Annotated in this window: 21 protein-coding genes; 14 read left to right on the top strand and 7 right to left on the bottom strand. The window is 49.9% G+C overall.

The window, feature by feature from the left end:
- The 8 genes from cas6 to uvrC all read left to right on the top strand — a co-directional run bounded on the left by cas6 (position 1) and on the right by uvrC (position 8,496).
- Positions 1-732 carry a CRISPR-associated endoribonuclease Cas6 gene (cas6, locus tag NK662_RS02365; RefSeq protein WP_254757435.1) on the top strand — a complete coding sequence of 244 codons (732 nt, stop codon included), beginning with the start codon at positions 1-3 and terminating at the stop codon, positions 730-732.
- A gap of 238 nt (positions 733-970) precedes the next feature.
- Positions 971-2,659, top strand: a complete 1,689-nt coding sequence (locus NK662_RS02360) for an AMP-binding protein (RefSeq protein ID WP_254756958.1) — start codon at positions 971-973, stop codon at positions 2,657-2,659.
- A 106-nt stretch (positions 2,660-2,765) separates the two neighbouring features.
- Positions 2,766-3,350, top strand: coding sequence for a fatty acid metabolism transcriptional regulator FadR (fadR, locus tag NK662_RS02355; RefSeq protein WP_254756956.1), 585 nt, complete (start codon positions 2,766-2,768; stop codon positions 3,348-3,350).
- A 16-nt stretch (positions 3,351-3,366) separates the two neighbouring features.
- Positions 3,367-4,143, top strand: coding sequence for an enoyl-CoA hydratase (locus NK662_RS02350; RefSeq protein ID WP_254756954.1), 777 nt, complete (start codon positions 3,367-3,369; stop codon positions 4,141-4,143).
- Between the two features lie 84 nt (positions 4,144-4,227).
- Positions 4,228-5,001, top strand: a complete 774-nt coding sequence (locus NK662_RS02345; protein WP_254756952.1) for an electron transfer flavoprotein subunit beta/FixA family protein — start codon at positions 4,228-4,230, stop codon at positions 4,999-5,001.
- 39 nt (positions 5,002-5,040) lie between these two features.
- Positions 5,041-6,018 carry an electron transfer flavoprotein subunit alpha/FixB family protein gene (locus NK662_RS02340; RefSeq protein ID WP_254756950.1) on the top strand — a complete coding sequence of 326 codons (978 nt, stop codon included), beginning with the start codon at positions 5,041-5,043 and terminating at the stop codon, positions 6,016-6,018.
- 218 nt (positions 6,019-6,236) lie between these two features.
- Positions 6,237-6,551: a thioredoxin gene (trxA, locus tag NK662_RS02335; RefSeq protein ID WP_254756948.1), complete on the top strand. Its 315-nt coding sequence runs from the start codon at positions 6,237-6,239 to the stop codon at positions 6,549-6,551.
- Between the two features lie 163 nt (positions 6,552-6,714).
- Entirely contained in the window at positions 6,715-8,496 is a 1,782-nt protein-coding gene (uvrC, locus tag NK662_RS02330; RefSeq protein WP_254756946.1) for an excinuclease ABC subunit UvrC, read from the top strand.
- 171 nt (positions 8,497-8,667) lie between these two features.
- Here uvrC and NK662_RS02325 read toward each other — a convergent pair whose 3' ends face one another.
- On the bottom strand, positions 8,668-9,114 hold the full coding sequence (locus NK662_RS02325; RefSeq protein ID WP_254756944.1) for a YslB family protein: 447 nt from the start codon (positions 9,112-9,114) through the stop codon (positions 8,668-8,670).
- A 335-nt stretch (positions 9,115-9,449) separates the two neighbouring features.
- Here NK662_RS02325 and NK662_RS02320 point away from each other — a divergent pair, with 335 nt between their 5' ends.
- From NK662_RS02320 to NK662_RS02305, 4 genes are all read left to right on the top strand, one after another.
- The gene (locus NK662_RS02320; RefSeq protein WP_254756942.1) at positions 9,450-10,076 is read left to right on the top strand and encodes a succinate dehydrogenase cytochrome b558 subunit; all 627 of its coding nucleotides are present in this window, start codon (positions 9,450-9,452) and stop codon (positions 10,074-10,076) included.
- A gap of 12 nt (positions 10,077-10,088) precedes the next feature.
- A complete protein-coding gene (gene sdhA, locus NK662_RS02315; RefSeq protein WP_254756940.1) occupies positions 10,089-11,885 on the top strand; it encodes a succinate dehydrogenase flavoprotein subunit in 1,797 nt (598 codons plus the stop codon).
- Positions 11,878-12,639: a succinate dehydrogenase iron-sulfur subunit gene (gene sdhB / locus NK662_RS02310; RefSeq protein ID WP_254756938.1), complete on the top strand. Its 762-nt coding sequence runs from the start codon at positions 11,878-11,880 to the stop codon at positions 12,637-12,639. The genes sdhA and sdhB overlap by 8 nt, the downstream gene beginning before the upstream one ends.
- A 75-nt stretch (positions 12,640-12,714) precedes the next feature.
- Positions 12,715-13,164, top strand: coding sequence for an acyl-CoA thioesterase (locus tag NK662_RS02305; protein ID WP_254756936.1), 450 nt, complete (start codon positions 12,715-12,717; stop codon positions 13,162-13,164).
- 36 nt (positions 13,165-13,200) lie between these two features.
- On the opposite strand, the gene NK662_RS02300 is transcribed toward NK662_RS02305, so the two are convergent.
- The 3 genes from NK662_RS02300 to NK662_RS02290 form a co-directional block, all read right to left on the bottom strand.
- Positions 13,201-14,211 (bottom strand): glycosyltransferase family 2 protein, encoded by a 1,011-nt coding sequence (locus NK662_RS02300; RefSeq protein ID WP_254756934.1) that lies wholly within the window; start codon positions 14,209-14,211, stop codon positions 13,201-13,203.
- A complete protein-coding gene (locus NK662_RS02295) occupies positions 14,208-15,902 on the bottom strand; it encodes a DUF6044 family protein (protein WP_254756932.1) in 1,695 nt (564 codons plus the stop codon). The genes NK662_RS02300 and NK662_RS02295 overlap by 4 nt, the downstream gene beginning before the upstream one ends.
- An 82-nt stretch (positions 15,903-15,984) precedes the next feature.
- The gene (locus NK662_RS02290) at positions 15,985-16,767 is read right to left on the bottom strand and encodes a M15 family metallopeptidase (RefSeq protein ID WP_254756930.1); all 783 of its coding nucleotides are present in this window, start codon (positions 16,765-16,767) and stop codon (positions 15,985-15,987) included.
- A 280-nt stretch (positions 16,768-17,047) separates the two neighbouring features.
- Here NK662_RS02290 and motA point away from each other — a divergent pair, with 280 nt between their 5' ends.
- The gene (gene motA, locus NK662_RS02285; RefSeq protein WP_254756928.1) at positions 17,048-17,842 is read left to right on the top strand and encodes a flagellar motor stator protein MotA; all 795 of its coding nucleotides are present in this window, start codon (positions 17,048-17,050) and stop codon (positions 17,840-17,842) included.
- Positions 17,835-18,599, top strand: a complete 765-nt coding sequence (gene motB / locus NK662_RS02280) for a flagellar motor protein MotB (protein WP_254756926.1) — start codon at positions 17,835-17,837, stop codon at positions 18,597-18,599. The genes motA and motB overlap by 8 nt, the downstream gene beginning before the upstream one ends.
- 52 nt (positions 18,600-18,651) lie before the next feature.
- On the opposite strand, the gene NK662_RS02275 is transcribed toward motB, so the two are convergent.
- The 3 genes from NK662_RS02275 to NK662_RS02265 all read right to left on the bottom strand — a co-directional run bounded on the left by NK662_RS02275 (position 18,652) and on the right by NK662_RS02265 (position 20,057).
- Entirely contained in the window at positions 18,652-19,272 is a 621-nt protein-coding gene (locus NK662_RS02275) for a spore coat protein (protein ID WP_254756924.1), read from the bottom strand.
- A 143-nt stretch (positions 19,273-19,415) separates the two neighbouring features.
- On the bottom strand, positions 19,416-19,727 hold the full coding sequence (locus tag NK662_RS02270) for a cupin domain-containing protein (protein ID WP_254756922.1): 312 nt from the start codon (positions 19,725-19,727) through the stop codon (positions 19,416-19,418).
- Between the two features lie 12 nt (positions 19,728-19,739).
- Positions 19,740-20,057 (bottom strand): metal-sulfur cluster assembly factor, encoded by a 318-nt coding sequence (locus tag NK662_RS02265; RefSeq protein WP_254756920.1) that lies wholly within the window; start codon positions 20,055-20,057, stop codon positions 19,740-19,742.
- Positions 20,058-20,317 lie beyond the last annotated feature (260 nt).

The raw sequence follows: 20,317 nt of genomic DNA, 5'->3' as shown, positions 1-20,317 counted from the left end.
ATGACTGTGAAAATGAGGCCCTTGAATGGATCACTGGCCATGCCATTTCACTATCAGTACGCTTTACAAGGATTGCTGTACCGTTCATTGCGTGAAGAGAATTTTGCACATTTCTTGCATGACACCGGGTACTACAAGGGGAAGCGCAAGTTTAAGCTGTTTACCTTCAGCCGCCTCATGGGGACGCATACGATCCGCCGGGAGCTGAAGAGAATCGAATTCAAGAACATTATCACTTGGCGGATCGGGAGCGTGCTTGAGGATGTCATCCAGCAGCTGCAGGAGCGGTTCATGCAGGATCGTTTGATTCAAATTAATGGTTTTCCGCTCATCATTGAAAGTCTTGAGCTTGAGGAACCGCGATTCAATCAAAGTAAGCATGTGATTCAGATGCTGTCACCCATCACAGTGTATAGTACCTACGAGGAACAGGAGAAGAAGAAAACAAACTACTTTGCACCCACAGATCCAGCCTTTCCGCTGCTTGTTTCCAGCAACTTTTCCAATAAATATGAAGCTTACCACGGGTATGCGCCGCGGGATGAATTTATCATCCGGCCGCTGCAGGTGAACGATTCGCACAAGGTGGTCACGAAGTTTAAAAATCATATCATTACAGGGTGGCTTGGCAAATACGAGCTGGAATCCTCGCCGGAGCAAATCGCCTTCGCCCATAATGCCGGAATCGGCAGCCGCAATTCGCAAGGCTTTGGTATGTTTGAGATTGTGTAATACTATACAGATATAGATGTGAACGATACCATACATAAGAGGTCAGACCACTTGCCGGGTCTGGCCTCTTTGCATGCACTGCAAGATCCATCGGCAGCTGCAAAAGCCAGGAGGTTAACGGCGCCTGTACTTATTTCCTGTATCAGTTTTTTTATAAAGAGATTCGTAATATAATAAAAATAGGGATAAAATGCCATTTCCTTAGAGGCATTTCCACTTATGAAGGGGGGAACCTTCAATGGAACGTCCGTGGCTGCAGCATTATCCGCCCGAGATTCCGCACCATATTGACTATGACCCTCAGCCGCTCCACTTTTATCTGCAACAAACAGCCTTCGAATATCCGCATAAGAATGCCATTCATTTTTTAGGGAAGAACATTACATTTCACGAAGTATATGTGCAGTCGAAAACTTTTGCCAACTATTTAAAATCGCTTGGCGTGGAAAAGGGAGACCGTGTGGCTATTATGCTGCCCAACTGTCCGCAAGCCGTAATTGGATACTACGGTGTATTGCTGGCCGGCGGTATTGTGGTGCAGACGAATCCGCTGTATACGGAACGGGAACTGGAGTATCAAATGAAGGATTCAGAAGCCAAAGTCATTCTCTGCCTGGACCTTGTATACCCAAAAGTCTCTGCTGTATTCACCCGCACATCACTGCAGCATGTGATTGCGACAGGCCTTGCCGACTTCCTGCCGTTTCCGAAAAACCTTCTCTACCCATTTGTGCAAAAAAAGCAAATGGGCATGGTGGTGCAAATTCAGGAAGGCGCCAATGTGCATACATGGAAAACAGCCATGCGCGCTTCGGACGAGGACATATCGGTTCCGTGCAGTCCGGAAGAGGACTTGGCGCTGCTGCAGTATACAGGGGGCACAACCGGCTTTCCAAAGGGTGTGATGCTGACGCACCGCAACCTGGTGGCCAATACCACGATGGCAATTCATTGGCTCTATAATTGTGAACAGGGAAACGAGGTGGTGCTTGGCGTGCTGCCGTTCTTCCACGTTTATGGGATGAGCGCCGTCATGAATATTTCCGTTATGCAAGCCTATGAGATGATTCTGTTGCCGAAATTTGACTTGGACAGTATGCTGAAAGCGATTAAGAAACACCGTGTCACACTGTTTCCGGGAGCGCCGACGATGTACATCGGACTGCTGAACCATCCAAAGCTTGCAAAGTATGATTTGTCATCTGTAAGCGCCTGCATCAGCGGATCCGCCCCGCTGCCGGTGGAGGTCCAGGAGGAATTTGAAAGCATTACAGGCGGCAAGCTTGTTGAAGGATATGGGCTTACAGAATCCTCCCCCATCACCCACAGCAATTTTCTTTGGTCGAAACGCATCAGCGGCAGCATCGGTGTGCCATGGCCGGATACAGATGCCCGCATAGTATCCTTGGAAACGGGAGAGGAATTGCCGTCCGGGGAAATCGGGGAAATCATTGTCAAAGGCCCGCAGGTGATGCGCGGCTACTGGAAGCGCCCCGAAGAGACAGAAGCGGTCCTGAAAGATGGCTGGCTCTATACGGGCGACATGGGGTATATGGATGAGGACGGCTTCTTTTATGTAGTGGACCGGAAGAAGGATATGATTGTTGCCAGCGGCTTCAACGTCTATCCGCGGGAAGTGGAAGAGGTGCTGTATGAGTACGAAAAGGTGAAGGAAGCCGTTGTGGCAGGCATACCTGACCCGTATCGCGGAGAAACTGTAAAGGCATACATCGTCCTGAAGGATGGCGAGTCCTGCACACCTGAAGAACTGGATGCGTTCGCCCGAAAATACTTGTCTGCCTATAAAGTGCCAAAGGTATACGAGTTCAGGCAGGAGCTCCCGAAATCCGTAGTCGGGAAAATTTTGCGCCGGGTGCTGATTGAGGAAGAGAAGCAAAAGCAAAAGCAGGACGATGAGACGGGCTGAGGCCCTTCTTTTTTTATGCGGGCAATTGACAATATTTCAGATTATTTGTAATATAAAGTCATGAATGAATAGTCATTCATTCTGGAAGTGAAAGGACAGACAGGAAATGAAAAAGAATAAACCAAAGTATAATCAAATCCTTGATGCAGCAGTGGTTGTGATTGCGGAAAATGGCTATCACCAGGCGCAGGTATCCAAGATTGCCAAGCAGGCAGGTGTTGCTGACGGCACCATTTACTTATATTTCAAAAATAAAGAAGATATCCTCATCTCCTTATTCCAGGAAAAAATGGGAGAATTCATTGAAAAAATCCGGATGAAAACAGCAGGAATTGGAAGTGCTGCAGAGAAGTTATTTATGTTGGTGGAAACGCACTTCTCATTGCTGGCGGAACACCATCATTTGGCCATTGTTACGCAGGTGGAGCTTCGCCAATCCAACAAGGAGCTTCGCTTGAAGATTAACGAGGTGCTGAAGGATTATACGAAGCTGATTGATGAGATTATCCAGCTGGGAGTGGAGCAAGGGGAATTCCGCAGCGGCTTGAATATGCGGGTTACCCGGCAAATGATTTTCGGAACGTTGGATGAAATGGTGACGAATTGGGTGATGGGCGACCATAAGTATGATTTGGCCGCACTTGCGAAACCGGTCCACGAGCTGTTTGTAAACGCTTGCGGACAAAAATAAGGGGGAGGATGTACATATGAATTTCCTGTCAGTTGCAGTGGAGGAATATGTAGCGGTGGTGAAGGTAAATCATCCGCCGGCAAACGCCATGTCATCAAAGGTATTTGCGGAATTGTCCGCAGTGCTGGATGAGCTGGAGAAAAACGGCCATGTGCGCGCAGTTGTTGTGCATGGGGAAGGCCGTTTCTTCTCAGCGGGCGCCGACATCAAGGAATTTACGGGCATTGAAGAAGCGCATGCGGCAGCGGAACTGGCGCAGCGGGGACAAATTGTTTTCGAGCGGCTGGAGAAGTTTCCAAAGCCGGTTATCGCGGCCATTCATGGCGCAGCCCTCGGCGGCGGCTTGGAGTTCGCGATGTCCTGCCATATGCGCCTGGTAACAGAGAATGCCAAGCTTGGCCTGCCTGAATTGAATCTGGGCTTGATCCCCGGCTTTGCCGGCACGCAGCGCCTGGCACGGTATGTGGGCTTTGCCAAGGCCTGCGAGCTGATGCTGACGGCTGAGCCGATTACAGGTGTGCAAGCAGTGCAGGCCGGATTGGCAAATGCCGCTTATGCAGATGAAGCAGCGCTTTTGGAAGCGGCCATGACGCTGGCTAAGAAGGCAGCGGCAAAGAGTCCGTCCTCTGTACGGGCTGTCATGGAGCTCCTGCAGACGGTGAAAACATCCCAGTACTATGAGGGTGTCCAGCGCGAGGCACAGCTGTTTGGCGAAGTATTCACAACGGAAGATGGCAAAGAAGGCGTCGCAGCCTTTTTGGAGAAGCGCAAGCCATCCTTCAGCGGCAAGTAAACTGCCAATCTCTTTTTTAAGTATACTTGTCTGAATAATAGGAACTCACTCAATGTTTTTATATATCCGGGAGGGAATGCAGACATGAATATCTATGTACTCATGAAGCGTACATTCGACACAGAAGAGAAAATTGTCATTAAAAACGGCGCCATTTATGACGGAGAAGCAGAGTTTATTATCAATCCGTACGATGAATATGCCATTGAAGAAGCAATCCAAGTCCGCGATGCAAAGGGCGGCGAGGTGACGGTTGTGACAGTCGGCGGCGAGGATGCCGAGAAGGAGCTGCGCACAGCATTGGCAATGGGCGCTGACAAAGCCGCCCTCATCAATATTGAAGATGATGTGGAAAACCGTGACCAGTACACAACTGCGAAGGTGCTGTCCGAGTTTTTAAAGGATAAACATGCAGACCTGATTCTGGCCGGCAACGTGGCAATTGACGGCGCATCCGGACAAGTGGGCCCGCGCGTGGCGGAAGCGCTCGGCATCCCGTATGTGACGACCATTACGAAGCTGGAAATCGACGGCACAACCGTGCGCATCGAGCGCGATGTGGAAGGCGACACAGAGGTTGTGGAGACAACGCTGCCGCTGTTGGTGACGGCGCAGCAGGGCTTGAACGAGCCGCGTTATCCGTCTCTGCCGGGCATCATGAAGGCGAAGAAGAAGCCATTGGCGGAAGTGGAGCTGGATGATCTGGATTTGGAAGAAGAAGATGTGGAAGCAAAAACAAAAACAATTGAAATTTATTTGCCTCCTAAAAAGGACGCCGGCAAGGTGCTGCAGGGCGAACTGCAGGATCAGGTGAAGGAGCTTGTGTCTCTGCTGCATACAGAAGCAAAGGTCATTTAATACAAATAACGGAAACAGCACATAACGGAGGGGAAGCATATGGCTCGTAAAGTATTGGTATTGGGTGAAGTGCGTGACGGATCTTTGAGAAATGTCTCCTTTGAGGCAGTGGCGGCAGCAAAAACCATCGCCGAGGGCGGCGAGGTCGTCGGCCTGTTGATCGGCAGCAGTGTATCCGCCTTGGCAAATGAATTGATTGCCTACGGTGCAGACCGCGTAGTGACGGTGGAAGATGAGAAGCTGGCAGTCTATACATCTGACGGCTATGCGCAGGCGGTGTTGGCTGTTGTGGGCGAGGAGCAGCCGGAGGGCCTTGTATTCGGCCATACAGCGCTTGGCAAGGACCTGGCGCCGAAGCTGGCAGCCAAGCTGAATGCCGGCCTGGTGTCTGACGCAACAGCGTTGGAGGCAGTCGGCGGCAACATCGTGTTCACACGCCCAATCTATTCCGGCAAGGCATTTGAGAAGAAAATTGTAACAGACGGCATTCTGTTTGCGACGATCCGTCCCAATAACATTCTGCCGCTGGAGAAGGATGCAGCCCGCACAGGGGAAGTGAAGGCTGTGTCGGTTCCCATTACAGACTTGCGCACGATCATTAAAGACGTCGTACGCAAAACAGCAGCCGGTGTGGACCTGTCTGAAGCAAAGGTCATCATTGCCGGCGGCCGCGGCGTAAAGAGCGAGGAAGGCTTCAAGCCGCTGCAGGAGCTGGCTGATGTGCTCGGCGGCGCAGTTGGCGCATCCCGCGGCGCTTGTGATGCGGAATATTGCGATTACTCCCTGCAGATCGGCCAAACGGGCAAGGTTGTAACACCTGACCTGTACATCGCCTGCGGCATCTCCGGCGCGATTCAGCACTTGGCCGGCATGTCCAACTCCAAGGTGATTGTGGCCATCAACAAGGATCCGGAAGCAAACATCTTTAAGGTGGCAGACTACGGAATCGTCGGCGATTTGTTTGAAGTTGTGCCGCTTTTGACAGAAGAGTTCAAGAAGCTGAAGGTGCATTCCTAATGCAAGCGAGCTGCCCCGGCATTTCCCCGGGGCAGCTTTTTTCGTAAGATTATACAATCTATGCCCTTATAAAAAAGGAGGGTTTTGACTTTCAATCCCCCTCTACACCAAGTATAAACCCATTTCCCCCCGGGGACACTAACACATGGTGCATATTAGTCGCAACCGTTTGCGGATAATGGTATACTCATTTGTAGATTACATAAGGAGGAATCACGATGGCAATTGTAAACGCAACTGACCAAACATTCTCACAAGAAACAAGCTCCGGCGTTGTTCTTGTTGACTTCTGGGCACCTTGGTGCGGCCCTTGCAAAATGATCGCCCCTGTATTGGAGGAGCTTGCTGCAGAATACGGCGACAAGGTGAAAATCGTCAAGGTTGATGTGGACGAAAACCAAGAAACAGCAGCGAAATTCGAAGTAATGAGCATTCCTTCCCTGTTTGTCCTGAAGGAAGGCCAAGTAGTGGAGAAAACTTTGGGCTTCCGTCCTAAGGAAGCGCTGGAAGAACTGCTGACTCCTCACCTGTAAAAACGACAAGCGGGCCGGAATATTCCGGCCCGCTTTTTATATGGGGCGGGTATGACTATTTTTTACAGGACAAAAGAAGGCGTCCTGATGATACAATATAGAGTACAAATTCTATTCCGGCCAACATCATTTTATTTGAGCGAAAGCAGCAGGGGGGAGAAGCATGCACGAGCATCTGCGCGAGAAACTCGCCATTTTGCCCGATCAGCCGGGCTGTTATTTAATGAAGGACAAGCACGGGACAATCATCTATGTCGGCAAAGCGAAGGTGCTGAAAAATCGCGTTCGCTCGTACTTCACCGGTACACACGATGGAAAAACGTACCGCCTTGTAAACGAAATTGCCGATTTTGAATATATTGTCACATCTTCCAATTTGGAGGCTCTGATTCTGGAGCTGAACCTGATTAAGAAGCACGACCCGAAATATAATATTGCGTTGAAGGATGATAAAACATATCCGTTTCTTAAAATTACAAACGAACCGCAGCCGCGTCTTGTGATTACCCGGACGGTGAAAAAGGATAAGGCCAAATATTTCGGGCCGTATCCGAATTCTCAAGCGGCCCACGAGACGAAGAAGCTGCTGGACCGGATGTATCCGCTCCGCAAGTGTACGACCATTCCGGATAAGGTGTGCCTGTACTATCACATGGGACAGTGCCTGGCGCCGTGCGTGAAGGACGTTACCGAGGAGCAAAACCGCGAAATTACAGAGCAGATTGTCCGCTTTCTAAACGGGGGACATAAGGAAATCCGCACCGAGCTTGAAGCAAAGATGTATGAGGCATCCGAGAAGATGGAATTTGAGCGGGCCAAGGAGCTGCGTGACCAAATTGCCCATATGGATGCCATCATGGAAAAGCAAAAAATGATTATGAGCGATATGATTGACCGGGATATTTTCGGATATGCAGTCGATAAGGGCTGGATGTGCGTGCAAGTCTTTTTTGTGCGGCAGGGGAAGCTGATTGAACGCGATGTTTCCATGTTCCCAATCTATGACGAGCCTGAAGAAGAATTCCTCACCTTTATCGGCCAATTTTACGGGCAGCCGGATCACTTCAAGCCAAAGGAGATTGTATTGCCAAGCGCGATCGACCAAGATATTGTGGAGAAGTTCCTTGGCGTGGAGACGAGCCAGCCGAAAAAGGGAAAGCGGAAGGAGCTCGTGGATTTGGCATGCAAGAATGCCGGCATTGCCCTGCAGGAAAAGTTTTATCTCATTGAACGGGACGAAGAGCGCACTGTGAAGGCTGTCGAGAATTTGGGCGCGCAGCTCGGCATTCCGATGCCACACCGCATTGAGGCCTTCGACAACTCCAATATCCAAGGGACAAATCCTGTATCCGCCATGATTGTATTTGTGGACGGCAAGCCGGAGAAGAAGGAGTACCGCAAGTATAAGATTAAAACGGTGCAAGGGCCGGATGACTATGAATCCATGCGGGAGGTTGTCCGCCGCCGTTATGCGCGCGTGCTGCGCGAAGGGCTGCCGCTTCCTGACTTGATTATCATCGACGGAGGCAAAGGGCAGGTCAGCGCCGCTATGGATGTATTGGAGAATGAGCTGGGGCTGTCAGTCCCGGTGGCCGGGCTGACAAAGGACGAGAAGCATCGGACCTCCCATCTGATTATGGGGGATTCCATGGAGCCTGTGATGCTGGAACGGAACAGCCAGGAGTTTTACCTCCTGCAGCGCATTCAGGATGAGGTGCACCGCTTCGCGATCACGTTTCACCGGCAGCTGCATGGCAAATCGGCAATCCAGTCCGTGCTCGATGAGATTCCGGGAGTGGGAGAGAAGCGCAAGAAGCAGCTGCTGAAGCATTTCGGCTCTGTGAAGAAGCTGAAGGAAGCAACTGTAGAGGAGATCGCCGCTGCAGGTGTTCCCAAAAACGTGGCAGAGACAATCTATCAGCACTTTGAGCAAAAGACATTGTAGATTACAGTGTCTTTTGCTATAATTTTCAATAAATTCAGGTGAATATTTTATGGAAGTATTGTATATTCATCCGCCTGTCCGGAAGGAGTTGATGCAAAACCGAGAAAGCGGCATCCGGTGATTGAGCAGTCGCTCGGCAAAGAAAGGTATGCCAAGAAAAAAGAAGCCTGTTCAGGCTTCTGTTATGTCCTTGCTGTCCCACTTCATGGTAAATACGACTTTGTCAGCGCGTCTTTTTTGCTCCTCGTATGTTTCAGTCAATGCACCGCGCAGCTGCTGTACTTGCTGGGCAAGAAACCCGGCTTCCAGCTGGTATGTATGATTTCTTTTATCGCGATAACGTTCTGTAATGAGAGGACCCGATAATTGCAGCTCCATTTCGTGCTTGTTCTCGGATACGACAAGGAGATGGCCCCAGCCTGCATGCTCAAAGAAGGAAATGATTTCTTCCATAGAGGTCAGCGGATACCGGCGCGCCAGGCTTTTTCCGGCCCAGTAGAGGATCCGGTCCAGTTCCTTGCCCATGAGATCAGGCAGCACTTCATCACGGAGGAGCTCGTAGGCAAAGCCATTCATTTGAATTGTTTGCAATTGGTCCATGTTCAATTTCTTGCTCACAACATTTTCCCCTCTTTCTCATTCTGACGTTATTATATAACATTTCAATAAAAGAAACACATCTATTTACTGCCAGTTCGACAAAAGCCGCATTTTCTTCTTTCGGTAAGTCAATGAATTTTTTGCAAATTTTCTCGGTAGATTATGTATCCGTTTTCTTGACGCTTTCAGGAAAATAGGAGTAAAATGAACTTGTCATAAATTATGCTGTAATATTTTGAATTGTTTTTTCTCTTCATTTCACAGCAATAGTAGTATGATATTACTATTGTAGTATAGTCTTAATTTATGATAACGTATGAAGCAAGCTACACATTTGAGGGGGGTAATGGGGAATGAAAGGCCGCGAATATGCACTGCGAAAATGGCACTCGTTGTTAGGGGTTATTCCTGTAGGCATTTTCTTGACGCAGCATCTGGTGGTCAACCACTTTGCAACAGGGGGAGCAGCGGCGTTCAATAAAGCTGCTCATTTTATGGAACTTCTTCCGTTCCGCTACTTTTTAGAAATTTTCATCATCTTCCTGCCGTTATTGTACCACGCGGTGTATGGCATCTATATTGCATTTACAGCGAAGAACAATGTAGGCTCCTACACCTTCTTCCGCAACTGGATGTTCACGCTGCAGCGCTTCACTGGCGTATTCCTTGTGATTTTTATTGCATGGCATGTGCAGGAGACGCGGATTCAGGCAGCTTTGGGCCAAGAGGTTAATTACCAGATGATGCAGGATATCTTATCAAATCCAGCTATGTTTGTTTTCTATATGGTTGGTGTGCTGTCTGCTGTGTTCCACTTTGCGAACGGCTTATGGTCCTTCTTCATCAGCTGGGGCATCACGGTTTCACCTCGTTCACAGCGTGTATCCACATATGTAACAATGGCAATTTTCTTCGCATTATCTATTGTGGGGGTTCGCGCACTGTTCGCATTCATTGATCCTCAGCTAGCAAATATGTAAGGGGTGGAGAGCATGAAAGGGAAACTTATTGTAGTCGGCGGCGGCTTGGCCGGCTTGATGGCGACAATTAAGGCAGCAGAAGCGGGAGTTAAGGTCGACTTGTTCTCACTTGTTCCGGTTAAGCGTTCACACTCTGTTTGTGCGCAGGGCGGCATCAACGGCGCCGTAAACACAAAGGGTGAAGGCGATTCTCCTTGGGAACACTTTGATGATACTGCGTATGGCGGTGACTTCCTGGCAGACCAGCCGCCAATCAAGGCGATGTGTGAGGCTGCACCGGGCATCATTCACTTGATGGACCGCATGGGCGTTATGTTCAACCGTACAGATGAAGGCTTGCTGGATTTCCGCCGTTTCGGAGGCACAAAGCATCATCGTACAGCATTTGCCGGTGCAACAACAGGACAGCAGCTTCTGTATGCATTGGATGAGCAGGTGCGCCGCCATGAGGTGGCGGGTCTTGTAACAAAGTTTGAAGGCTGGGAGTTCCTGCGCGCCATTGTCGATGATGAAGGCGTATGCCGCGGCATTGTTGCACAGAACCTGACTTCCATGGAAATCAAAAGCTTCGCGGCTGATGCGGTTATCATGGCAACAGGCGGCCCTGGCATCATCTTTGGCAAGTCCACAAACTCCATCATTAACACAGGTACAGCTGCGGCTGCTGTGTATAAGCAGGGGGCGATTTACGCAAACGGCGAGTTTATCCAGATTCACCCGACAGCAATCCCGGGCGATGACAAGCTGCGCTTGATGAGTGAATCTGCGCGCGGTGAAGGCGGCCGCGTTTGGACCTATAAGGATGGAAAGCCTTGGTACTTCCTTGAGGAGAAATATCCGGCATACGGAAACCTGGTGCCTCGTGATATCGCGACTCGCGAAATCTTCCATGTGTGCGTTGACATGAAGCTTGGCATCAACGGCGAGAACATGGTGTACCTGGATCTGTCCCATAAGGATCCAAAGGAGCTGGATATCAAGCTCGGCGGTATCATCGAGATCTATGAAAAGTTCATGGGCGATGACCCTCGTAAAGTGCCAATGAAAATCTTCCCGGCAGTGCATTACTCTATGGGCGGCCTGTGGGTAGATTATGATCAAATGACAAACATTCCTGGCCTGTTCGCAGCCGGCGAGTGCGATTACTCCATGCACGGCGCAAACCGCCTCGGCGCGAACTCTCTGCTGTCTGCAATCTATGGCGGCATGGTGGCGGGGCCGAAGGCAATCGAGTATATGAAGGGCTTGGAGAAGTCTGCTGATGCTGTATCCGCTTCTGTGTTTGAGAACAGCGAGCTGGCAGAAATCGAGCGCTTCAATAACATTCTGTCCCTTGACGGCACAGAAAATGCGTATGTGCTGCATAAGGAGCTTGGCGAGTGGATGACTGACAATGTGACAGTTGTACGCTACGATAAGAAGCTTCTGGATACAGATGACAAGATTCAAGAGCTGATGGAGCGCTACAAGCGCATTAACATCAATGATACAGCGAAGTGGAGCAACCAGGGTGCATCCTTCACACGCCAGCTTGAAAATATGCTTGATTTGGCGCGTGTGATCACGCTTGGCGCTTACCACCGCAAGGAAAGCCGCGGCGCGCATTATAAGCCGGAATATCCAAACCGTGACGATGCAAACTTCATGAAGCATACGATGGCAGAGTTCGATGCAGCAGCAAGAGCACCGCGTTTCCATTACAAAGACGTAGACGTTTCTCTCATTTCGCCGCGTAAGCGCGACTATACAACAGACAAGAAGAAAAAGCCTGCTGTTGAAGAGAAGAAGGGGGATAAGCAGCATGTCTAATAAAACCGTCCGCCTCATTGTAACACGTCAGGATGGACCGGATGCTCAGGCCTATGAACAGGAGTTTGAAATTCCGTATCGTCCGAATATGAACGTAATTTCCGCTCTGATGGAAATCCGCCGCAACCCGGTGGATGCCAAAGGCAATAAAACAACGCCGATTTCCTGGGACATGAACTGTCTTGAGGAAGTGTGCGGTGCCTGCTCCATGGTGATCAACGGTAAGCCGCGCCAGTCTTGTACGGCACTGATTGACCAGCTGGAGCAGCCGGTCCGTCTGCAGCCAATGCGGACTTTCCCGGTTGTCCGCGACCTGCAAATTGACCGCAGCCGCATGTTTAATGCGCTGAAGCGCGTCAAGGCATGGGTTCCGATTGACGGCACCTATGATTTGGGTCCTGGACCGCGTATGCCGGAAAAGAAACGCCAGTGGGCATATGAGCTGTCTAAATGCATGACGTGCGGTGTTTGCCTGGAGGCTTGCCCGAACGTAAACAGCAAGTCCAGCTTCATCGGCCCGGCGCCGCTGTCACAGGCACGTCTGTTCAACTCCCATCCGACAGGTGAAATGCATAAAGCAGAGCGCCTGCGTGCGATTATGGGTGATGGAGGGCTGGCAAACTGCGGCAACTCCCAGAACTGTGTGCAGTCCTGCCCGAAAGGCATTCCGCTCACTACATCCATTGCTGCGCTGAACCGTGACACAACGATTCAGGCATTCAAGGATTTCTTCGGCAGTGAAAATAATTACTAAAAACCTATCGCCTCTTCGTACGAAGGGGCGATTTTTATGGTTTGTACATATTTCATATAGTGAAGGAGATTGCTGATGCGACAAATTGCCTATATTGAAAATGCGGCAGAATGGGAGAATGGGTTTCGGTTTTATATGACGACTAAGGTGCGTTTTTCTGAAACAGATATGTTTGGGCACTTGAATAATAAGGTGCCATTCACATATTTTGAGGAGGCGCGGATTGAGTTTTTTAAAGAGCTGGGACTGATGCAGAAATGGACGGAAAAGGCCTGTGAAGCCATGATTGTAGTGGCGAATTTGCAGTGTGATTACTTGCGGCAGGTATATTTTGATGAGAAGCTGCGGGTGTACGTAAAGGTGCAGAGTGTCGGAAATTCGTCTGTGGATATGCATTACATGATAAAAAATGAGCAGAATCAGGTATGTATTACCGGACGCAGCACCATGGTACAGGCTTCTAAGAAAACAGGCAAGGGCATCGCCTGGCTGCAGGAGCAAAAAGAGGGGCTGCTTCGCTTATAGGATGGAAAAGCTCTGCATGGAAATGCAGAGCTTTGTTCATGAGGTTTTCTCCTCTTGCTTGGCGGATGGGGCCATCCACTCCTGCAGCTCCATTTTTTGTGCGTAGGAGCTTGCTTCAATGTGAAAGCGCGGGCGCCGTTTTGCTTCCTTATACATTTTTCCGACGTACTCGCCAATGAGTCCGATTCCCATCAACTGCGCTCCTCCGAGCATCCAAATGGAGAGCATAAGCGAGGTCCAGCCCGGCACGGTCGAACCAATGAACTGCTGGAGCACAGAGTAGCCGCCAAGCAGCAGGCTGCACAGACAAATACAAAAGCCGAGCAGGGTCACCAGCCGAATAGGCGTAACGCTGAAGGATGTGATGCCGTCAAAGGCAAAGGACAGCATCTTCCGCAACGGGTATTTGGATTCACCTGCCAGGCGTTCCTTCCGTTCATATGGGACGATGGCAGAACGGAAGCCAAGCAGAGGAATAATGCCGCGCAGAAAAAGATTCCGTTCCTCATAGCAGCTCAAGGCTTGCAGGGCGCGCCTGCTCAGCAAACGGTAGTCCGCATGATTATGGACAACATCCGCCCCCATTTGCCGCAGGAAGCGATAAAAGCAGATGGCGGTTGTCCGTTTGAAGAAGGTATCCCGCTTTCGGCTGCTGCGGACACCATACACCACATCACAGCCTTCTTTGTATTTCAGCAGGAATTCCCTCATAACAGAAATGTCGTCCTGCAGGTCAGCATCAATGGAAATGGTACAGTCGGAGCAGGCCTTTGCTTCAAGCAGCCCCGCAAGAAGAGCGGATTGATGGCCGACATTGCGGGCCAGCTTCAGGCCTGCCACAAAGGGAACGGAAGCGCTGTGCTCCTGAATGATGTCCCAAGTCCGGTCTGTGCTGCCATCATCGACGAACAGCAGCTTGCTTTTGGGATGAACGAGTCCTTCGTGAATCAGCTTCGTTAAATGAATGGACAGCTGCAGCATTGTGTCCTGCAAGACATCCTCCTCGTTAAAGCATGGTACAACAACGGTTAAAATGGGTTCGCTCATGGTGTCACTCCTTGTTGCTTGACTTCGTAGAGATAAATGCGCCATGCAGCATCCCGGTGTTCAAAGGTACGGCGAAGCACCAGGTGATTTTCGGCAGCGTTCATGATCGGCACAGCAGAAAAGATATATTGTCCGCCCAAGCGCGCAAAAGCTGCTGTATCAAGATGCAGGCGCTCAATTCTGCGCTTGGAGGTCCGGCGGATTTCATATCGCTTGCCAAGTTCATCCGCAAAGAGATAACAGCGTCCGCCCCAGGTGTCAAAATATTGCTTCAGCTCTCTGTTTTTTGCGAGCTCGGCGGCAATGACACGGCGAAAGGCATGCTTGTAGGACAGCGGATAAAAATTATTGTATGTATCCAGTGTGTAAAAGCCGTTATACTGGGCAACAGCAGGATGAAGCCCGATGCTGGCTACACGATACTGCGGCTTTGGTTTGCCGATAAAGCGTTCCACTTCCTGCAGCAACGGCGCCGCATAAAATTCGCGGAAGGAGGGTGCGTGTACGTAGCGGTAGTACACCTCTTCATTCCGGAAGCACAGAATCAGCAGCTGCAGGGCCAACGCCCCCATGGCGACCCGCCGCCATGCGCCGCCGCGTTGGTACAGAAGATGAAGCGACAGCGCAAGCAATACATAGATGACCATAGGGCGCAGGAAATGAAATCGGGCAAAATTGAAAGTGTTCAGCAAAGCAACATGTGCTTTAATCGGCTGCCAGCCCCGGTAAAACCAAAACGCATACCAAACGGATAGACAGGCATTCAGCAGCATCAGCCACAGAAAGAGCCGCTTCTCCCGGCCAGGCCCCATCCTCTGCGCCAGAAGCAGCACAAGGAGCTGAAGAGGCAGCAAAATATACATGTGTATAGTCATCACATGTGTATGGCCGATGGCAAAGTTTTTCACAGCCAACCGCAGTGTCTGAAGCAAGGAAAGGCGGGAGTGCTGAAATTCATGCCGGCTTGTCGGCGCCTCCGGAAACAATAGCGAGTGCACAAAGCGGTAATCAATGGCCAGGTAGAGAAAGGTCATGAGAACAATGGCACTCAAGAAAGAAAGGTTCCAGCGCCGGTGCCGCAGCACGTCCCAAACCCACAGCCCTCCCATTGCAGCGAGAAAGAAAAAGAAGCCGAGCACAAAGCTTGAGTACAGCGGGAGAAGCAGAAGAGCAAGCCAATGCTTCCAGGAAGCGGAGTGCCGGCGTATATGCAGGAATGCCCATAGCGCAAGCGGATGGCCCATCGTGCTCAGCATGCCGGAGGGCCAAAAGGGTGTAAGGGAGAAGGCCAAGGCGGTACCGGCTATGATCCAAGGAGCAGTTCTGGATTTGATGATATGGTCACGCAGAAGAACGTACATCCCCCAGAAGGCGACAAAGCGTACAACGGTCTGGCTGATGGCATAGGCAACCATCGTTGGAAATAGGAGATGGAGCCAGATCAGCAGACTGAATTCTGTCCCATAGGCATTCCGTGGCAACCCATTGATGCTTTGCGGAATGACGGCGTGCACACTGCCAAAGGCTTGTCCGCTTTCCTTCAACACCTTGTACCAGGCTAAATTGGAATCTAAGTTATCGTGGACCCGAATGTGGGCATTCTCGCCTAATACATATAATGGAAGTAAAAAAAGCAGGATGAGCAAGCCGGCAAGCATGAGATAGAGCTGCTCTTGTTTTTTTTCCTTCATTGGTAAATAAGACCACCTCATTCAAAATCTGTTACCTATAGCATGAGCAGGTTGGAAGAAAACATACAAAAAAGCAGAACAATTACTGTTCTGCCTTTGCATACATAACTTCTTCGAGTGTCAGTTTATTGTTATACAGATACGTGGCATACGGATTGCCGACATAGCGAATATGCCAAGGCTCATATTGATATCCTGTAATGCCGGTCTTGCCTTTCTGGTAACGGACAATGAAGCCGTATTCATGAGCGTGCGCGGCTACCCATTTCCCCTCGGGTGTCTCGGCAAAGCACAAATCAAGCTGAAATTTCGCGGACCTTGCCGTAATATCCACAGCTAGACCAGTTTGATGCTCACTTGCTCCCGGTGGGGCGCTGAACTGTTCTGCCTTGTCTTTCCCGTATTCGTTAATGTACGTATTGAACAGCGATTGCTGGTGGTTATAAGACCGATAGCCGGAGACGGCCAGCAGCTCAAATCCGTCCTGCTTTGCCGCTGCGAACATTTTCTCCAGAGACGCTGCTGTTTCCGGGCGCATCAAGGCTTGATCTGCTTTCTTTTTGCCGAAGGAAAACTCCACATTCGGCCGTATGAGCGTTTTCGGCGTGTAATCAGCAGACAGCGTACGCTGTTTGTTGACCAAAACAAGCAGTGATTCCGGATTTGTAATAACGGGAGATGAAACAACAGGAAATGCAGGCGCAGCCTCTTCCGGATGCTTGTGGCCTGTGCTGTCCTGCTGTCCTGCTATTGCAGCGGCCTTTACAGGGTGCTCCGATGATAGGTTATTTTTATAATAAAGAAACGATGCTGTCAAAGTCATTGTGATAGAGCATAGTGCAATGAGGAACAAACGCTTTTTCATAAATATATAGGTGTCATTCCTTTCAATAGAGAGGTGAAAATGCTGGCAATCTATTAAATTATAATGTGCTTGCATGTAAAAAGAAAGAGAATTTTGTCATTTCAAAGGAGGCAGCGTCGAATGTGTGCCCTTCATAAGGAATGTTATGGAAGACACAAAATATATATATTGTTTTTCATAATAAATAGATATAATAGTTTTATAAGTGGAGAATATACAAAGGAGATTCCTATATCCACATCAGGATATTACACAAAGGATAGGCGGGAGGAGACAGAGTATGGATTTTGCAACACTGGCCGGTGTGATTCTCGCGGTCGTTGCTGTTGTTGTCGGTATGATTTTTAAAGGAGCAAGCCTTTCCGCACTGGCGAATCCGGCTGCTACTTTGATTATCTTTGCTGGTACGGCTGGAGCGGTCAGCATCGCCATGCCAGGCAGCCAGCTCAAACGGCTGCCGAAGCTGTTCAAGGTGATTTTCATGAACAGCGGCAAGGGCTTAGATTATAAAGAGATTATGGAACTGTTCGTCTTATGGGCGGGGGAGAGCCGCAAGCACGGCATCTTGTCCCTTGAAGAAAAGGTGAAAGAGGTTGATGACCCATTCATCCAGCGCGGCATGCGCTACGTAATTGATGGAATGGGCGCCGAGGATTTGCGGGCTATTATGGAAGCCGAACTGGAAGGGATTGAAGAGCGCCACGGCAAGGGGGCACAAATTTTCGTGCAGGCCGGCACATACGCCCCTACACTGGGGGTTCTTGGTGCCGTTATCGGTCTGGTAGCAGCTCTGGGTGATTTGTCCAATATGGAAAAGCTGGGCCATGCGATTTCCGGGGCATTTATCGCCACTGTATTTGGTATCTTCAGCGGTTATGTGCTGTGGCATCCCTTTGCCAATAAGCTGAAGCAGAAATCGGCAGCGGAGCTTGAGAAGAAGCGCTTGATTCTGGAGTGTATGCTTATGCTGCAGGCCGGCGTATATCCATTCTTGATTAAAAACCGCATCCTGGGCGCGCTGTCTGAAACAGAACGCAAGAAGATTGAAGAGGCGGGAGCGAAGGGAAATGAGTAAAAAGAAAAAGCATGATGAGCATATAGATGAATCTTGGCTGATTCCGTACGCTGACATGCTGACGCTGCTCTTGGCGCTCTTTATTGTATTATTCGCAATGAGCAGCGTGGATGCCGCCAAGTTTAAGCAAATGGCAGTTGCCTTCAACCAAGAGTTGAAGGGCGGCACCGGCACCAAGGAATTCTTAAGCGAGGATAAGCCAAAGACAGATGAAAATCTGAAAGATAAGCAGCCAAGCCAGACACAAAGTGATGCAGAAAAGCAGGCGGCTGAACAGAAGAAAAAGGAGCTGGAGGAGCTGAAAAAGCTGCAGGGGCAGGTGGAGCAATACATTAAGGACAGCAAGCTGTCTGTGTCTCTGCAAACGAAGCTGACGGACCGCGGATTGCTGATTACGATTATGGATAATGCGCTGTTTGACTCGGGAAAGGCTGATGTGAAGCCGAATGCCGTCCAACTCGCCAACCAGATTGCCCAGCTCTTAAAAGCGGCATCCCCGCGTGAGATTATGATTTCCGGACATACAGATAATGTACCGATTTCCAATTCAAAATATGGCTCTAACTGGGATTTGAGTACAGAGCGCGCGATTAACTTCATGAAGGTGCTTTTGGGGAACAAGGATTTGAACCCTGCCAAATTCAGTGCAGTCGGCTACGGGGAGTACCGTCCTGCTGCTGATAATGCCACAGATGCAGGGCGTGCCAAAAACCGACGTGTCGAAGTGCTGATTCTGCCGCTGGTAAATATGAATTAGAAGCAAACAGCCCTGCCGGAGCGGCAGGGCTGTTTGCTTTTGCGTATGGACCTTACTGCATGCGGTTCATGCCGCCCATGGCCGGCTTGCCTGAAGACGGTGCATAGCTGTTCATCATCATTTGCATATCCTGCTGGGCAAACTGCGGCACTGGATAGTAGCCGTTCTTGTTTTGCCATAGGAACATCTCATATGCCATTTCAATGCAGTTCGGGATGCTGTTGGCAACCGCGTGCCGCATGACAGGGTTTGTAATTTCCAGACAGATGCGGGATTTTTCCACTGCAGACGCCTTCAGTCCCACAAGGAGATGGGCAGAAATATGCTGGTCTGTTATGTCATTTACAGTCTGCAATGGCTTTCTTGTCGGCATTTGCTGCATCCCATACTGCACCTGAACCGGCAAAGAGCTCTGGTAGCGCATAGGCTGCGGCGCCTGGTTCATTGTAAAGGCGGTTACAAGTCCATCATATTCCTGCAGGGCGAATTGATATTGGCGGTCCACAATCTCCCGAAGCTCCGGATCCTGAATATACTCGCGCTGCATCAACATTTGGTCAATTAATGTGATGGAATCCGTCAGCAGCTCAGAGACGTCAATCGTTTCATGTCCCCCGTGGTTCATGTTCATCGGCAGCGTGCCTGCGTGCAGGTTGTGTACTTGTTGTTGCATGGCCATCCCTCCGCTGTGTTGTGTTTGCTGCTTGCGCAACAACTCTAGTATGACTGCTTTTACCGCTGCGCTTACCGGGAAAAATCTAACTGCAGAGGGAACAAAAAAACAAGCCTGCCGGAGGGCGGGCTTGCTGTTTGGGCTTATTTTTGTTTACAGAGAACTATATACACAGCCGCCCGCTCCGCCTCTTTGTTCTCCAGCCGGATCCGTTCATTTCCATCCAAATGGAGGAATTGATCCGGCCCGGCTGTATGCTCGCTGCCATCAATGGTTAAGGCCACTGTACCGGCTGTAACGTGCAGGAATACATCATGTCCCGGATGGGAGTGCTCGGCGACAACGCCATCTTTGTCCAAGCGTACGAGAACAGCGGTTGCCTGCCCGGTCCGGAACAGAGGGACTTTTATGACTTTGTCCACTAATGGGAATTGTGTCAGTTGTTTTTGTTCCATGGCAGTTCCTCCTTAGGCCCCATGAACACCCAGGGCAATCTTTGCGTAGCGGGACATGCGTTCCTTTGTCCAAGGCGGGCTCCAAACTACCTCCACCCGCACATCCTGAATATCGGGAATGTGCTCACGCAATGTTGACTGAATATCAGAAATGATTTGTCCTGCCAACGGGCAGCCGATGGAAGTCATGGTCATGCGAATATGGACTGTGTGACCATCCTCCAGTGATACTTCATACACAAGACCGAGGTTTACAATGTCGATTCCGATTTCGGGGTCAACGACCTCTTCAAGTGCCTCATATATTCTGTCTCTCATTTCCTGTTCCATGTGAATCACCTCATTCAGCAAATGTATCTCCACTTCTTATTGTAGCGTGTTCCTGAAACTTTGCTGTGATTGCACGCACTCTCTTGCCCAAAATACTGGTTATCCATATTCTTGTGGACAGGACCGTTCAACCCAGTGCTATAATACATTACAGTGGGGCGTATATAGCAGGGCTTGGGTAACCATACCAAAACAAATAATTTTGGATTAAACAACCAAAATAACAACAAGCAGTATAAAATTGGCTAAAATTGAGGAAA

This window comes from Ectobacillus ponti, from assembly GCF_024294785.1.
In the GTDB taxonomy this organism is placed as follows: Bacteria; Bacillota; Bacilli; order Bacillales; family Bacillaceae_G; genus Ectobacillus; species Ectobacillus ponti.
The sequence above is the reverse complement of the archived record's forward strand: the minus strand, read 5'-3'. Positions and strand labels throughout refer to the sequence as shown.

Excerpts from the sequence above, each read along its gene's own strand:
- NK662_RS02305 (WP_254756936.1), top strand. The coding sequence starts at position 12,715 with ATGCGACAAATTGCCTATATTGAAAATGCGGCAGAATGGGAGAATGGG.
- NK662_RS02290 (WP_254756930.1), bottom strand. The coding sequence starts at position 16,767 with ATGAAAAAGCGTTTGTTCCTCATTGCACTATGCTCTATCACAATGACT.
- NK662_RS02345 (WP_254756952.1), top strand. The coding sequence starts at position 4,228 with ATGAATATCTATGTACTCATGAAGCGTACATTCGACACAGAAGAGAAA.
- sdhA (WP_254756940.1), top strand. The coding sequence starts at position 10,089 with ATGAAAGGGAAACTTATTGTAGTCGGCGGCGGCTTGGCCGGCTTGATG.
- NK662_RS02320 (WP_254756942.1), top strand. The coding sequence starts at position 9,450 with ATGAAAGGCCGCGAATATGCACTGCGAAAATGGCACTCGTTGTTAGGG.
- motB (WP_254756926.1), top strand. The coding sequence starts at position 17,835 with ATGAGTAAAAAGAAAAAGCATGATGAGCATATAGATGAATCTTGGCTG.
- NK662_RS02340 (WP_254756950.1), top strand. The coding sequence starts at position 5,041 with ATGGCTCGTAAAGTATTGGTATTGGGTGAAGTGCGTGACGGATCTTTG.
- NK662_RS02360 (WP_254756958.1), top strand. The coding sequence starts at position 971 with ATGGAACGTCCGTGGCTGCAGCATTATCCGCCCGAGATTCCGCACCAT.
- trxA (WP_254756948.1), top strand. The coding sequence starts at position 6,237 with ATGGCAATTGTAAACGCAACTGACCAAACATTCTCACAAGAAACAAGC.
- NK662_RS02295 (WP_254756932.1), bottom strand. The coding sequence starts at position 15,902 with ATGAAGGAAAAAAAACAAGAGCAGCTCTATCTCATGCTTGCCGGCTTG.
- NK662_RS02265 (WP_254756920.1), bottom strand. The coding sequence starts at position 20,057 with ATGGAACAGGAAATGAGAGACAGAATATATGAGGCACTTGAAGAGGTC.
- cas6 (WP_254757435.1), top strand. The coding sequence starts at position 1 with ATGACTGTGAAAATGAGGCCCTTGAATGGATCACTGGCCATGCCATTT.
- NK662_RS02275 (WP_254756924.1), bottom strand. The coding sequence starts at position 19,272 with ATGCAACAACAAGTACACAACCTGCACGCAGGCACGCTGCCGATGAAC.
- sdhB (WP_254756938.1), top strand. The coding sequence starts at position 11,878 with ATGTCTAATAAAACCGTCCGCCTCATTGTAACACGTCAGGATGGACCG.
- uvrC (WP_254756946.1), top strand. The coding sequence starts at position 6,715 with ATGCACGAGCATCTGCGCGAGAAACTCGCCATTTTGCCCGATCAGCCG.
- fadR (WP_254756956.1), top strand. The coding sequence starts at position 2,766 with ATGAAAAAGAATAAACCAAAGTATAATCAAATCCTTGATGCAGCAGTG.
- NK662_RS02270 (WP_254756922.1), bottom strand. The coding sequence starts at position 19,727 with ATGGAACAAAAACAACTGACACAATTCCCATTAGTGGACAAAGTCATA.
- motA (WP_254756928.1), top strand. The coding sequence starts at position 17,048 with ATGGATTTTGCAACACTGGCCGGTGTGATTCTCGCGGTCGTTGCTGTT.
- NK662_RS02300 (WP_254756934.1), bottom strand. The coding sequence starts at position 14,211 with ATGAGCGAACCCATTTTAACCGTTGTTGTACCATGCTTTAACGAGGAG.
- NK662_RS02350 (WP_254756954.1), top strand. The coding sequence starts at position 3,367 with ATGAATTTCCTGTCAGTTGCAGTGGAGGAATATGTAGCGGTGGTGAAG.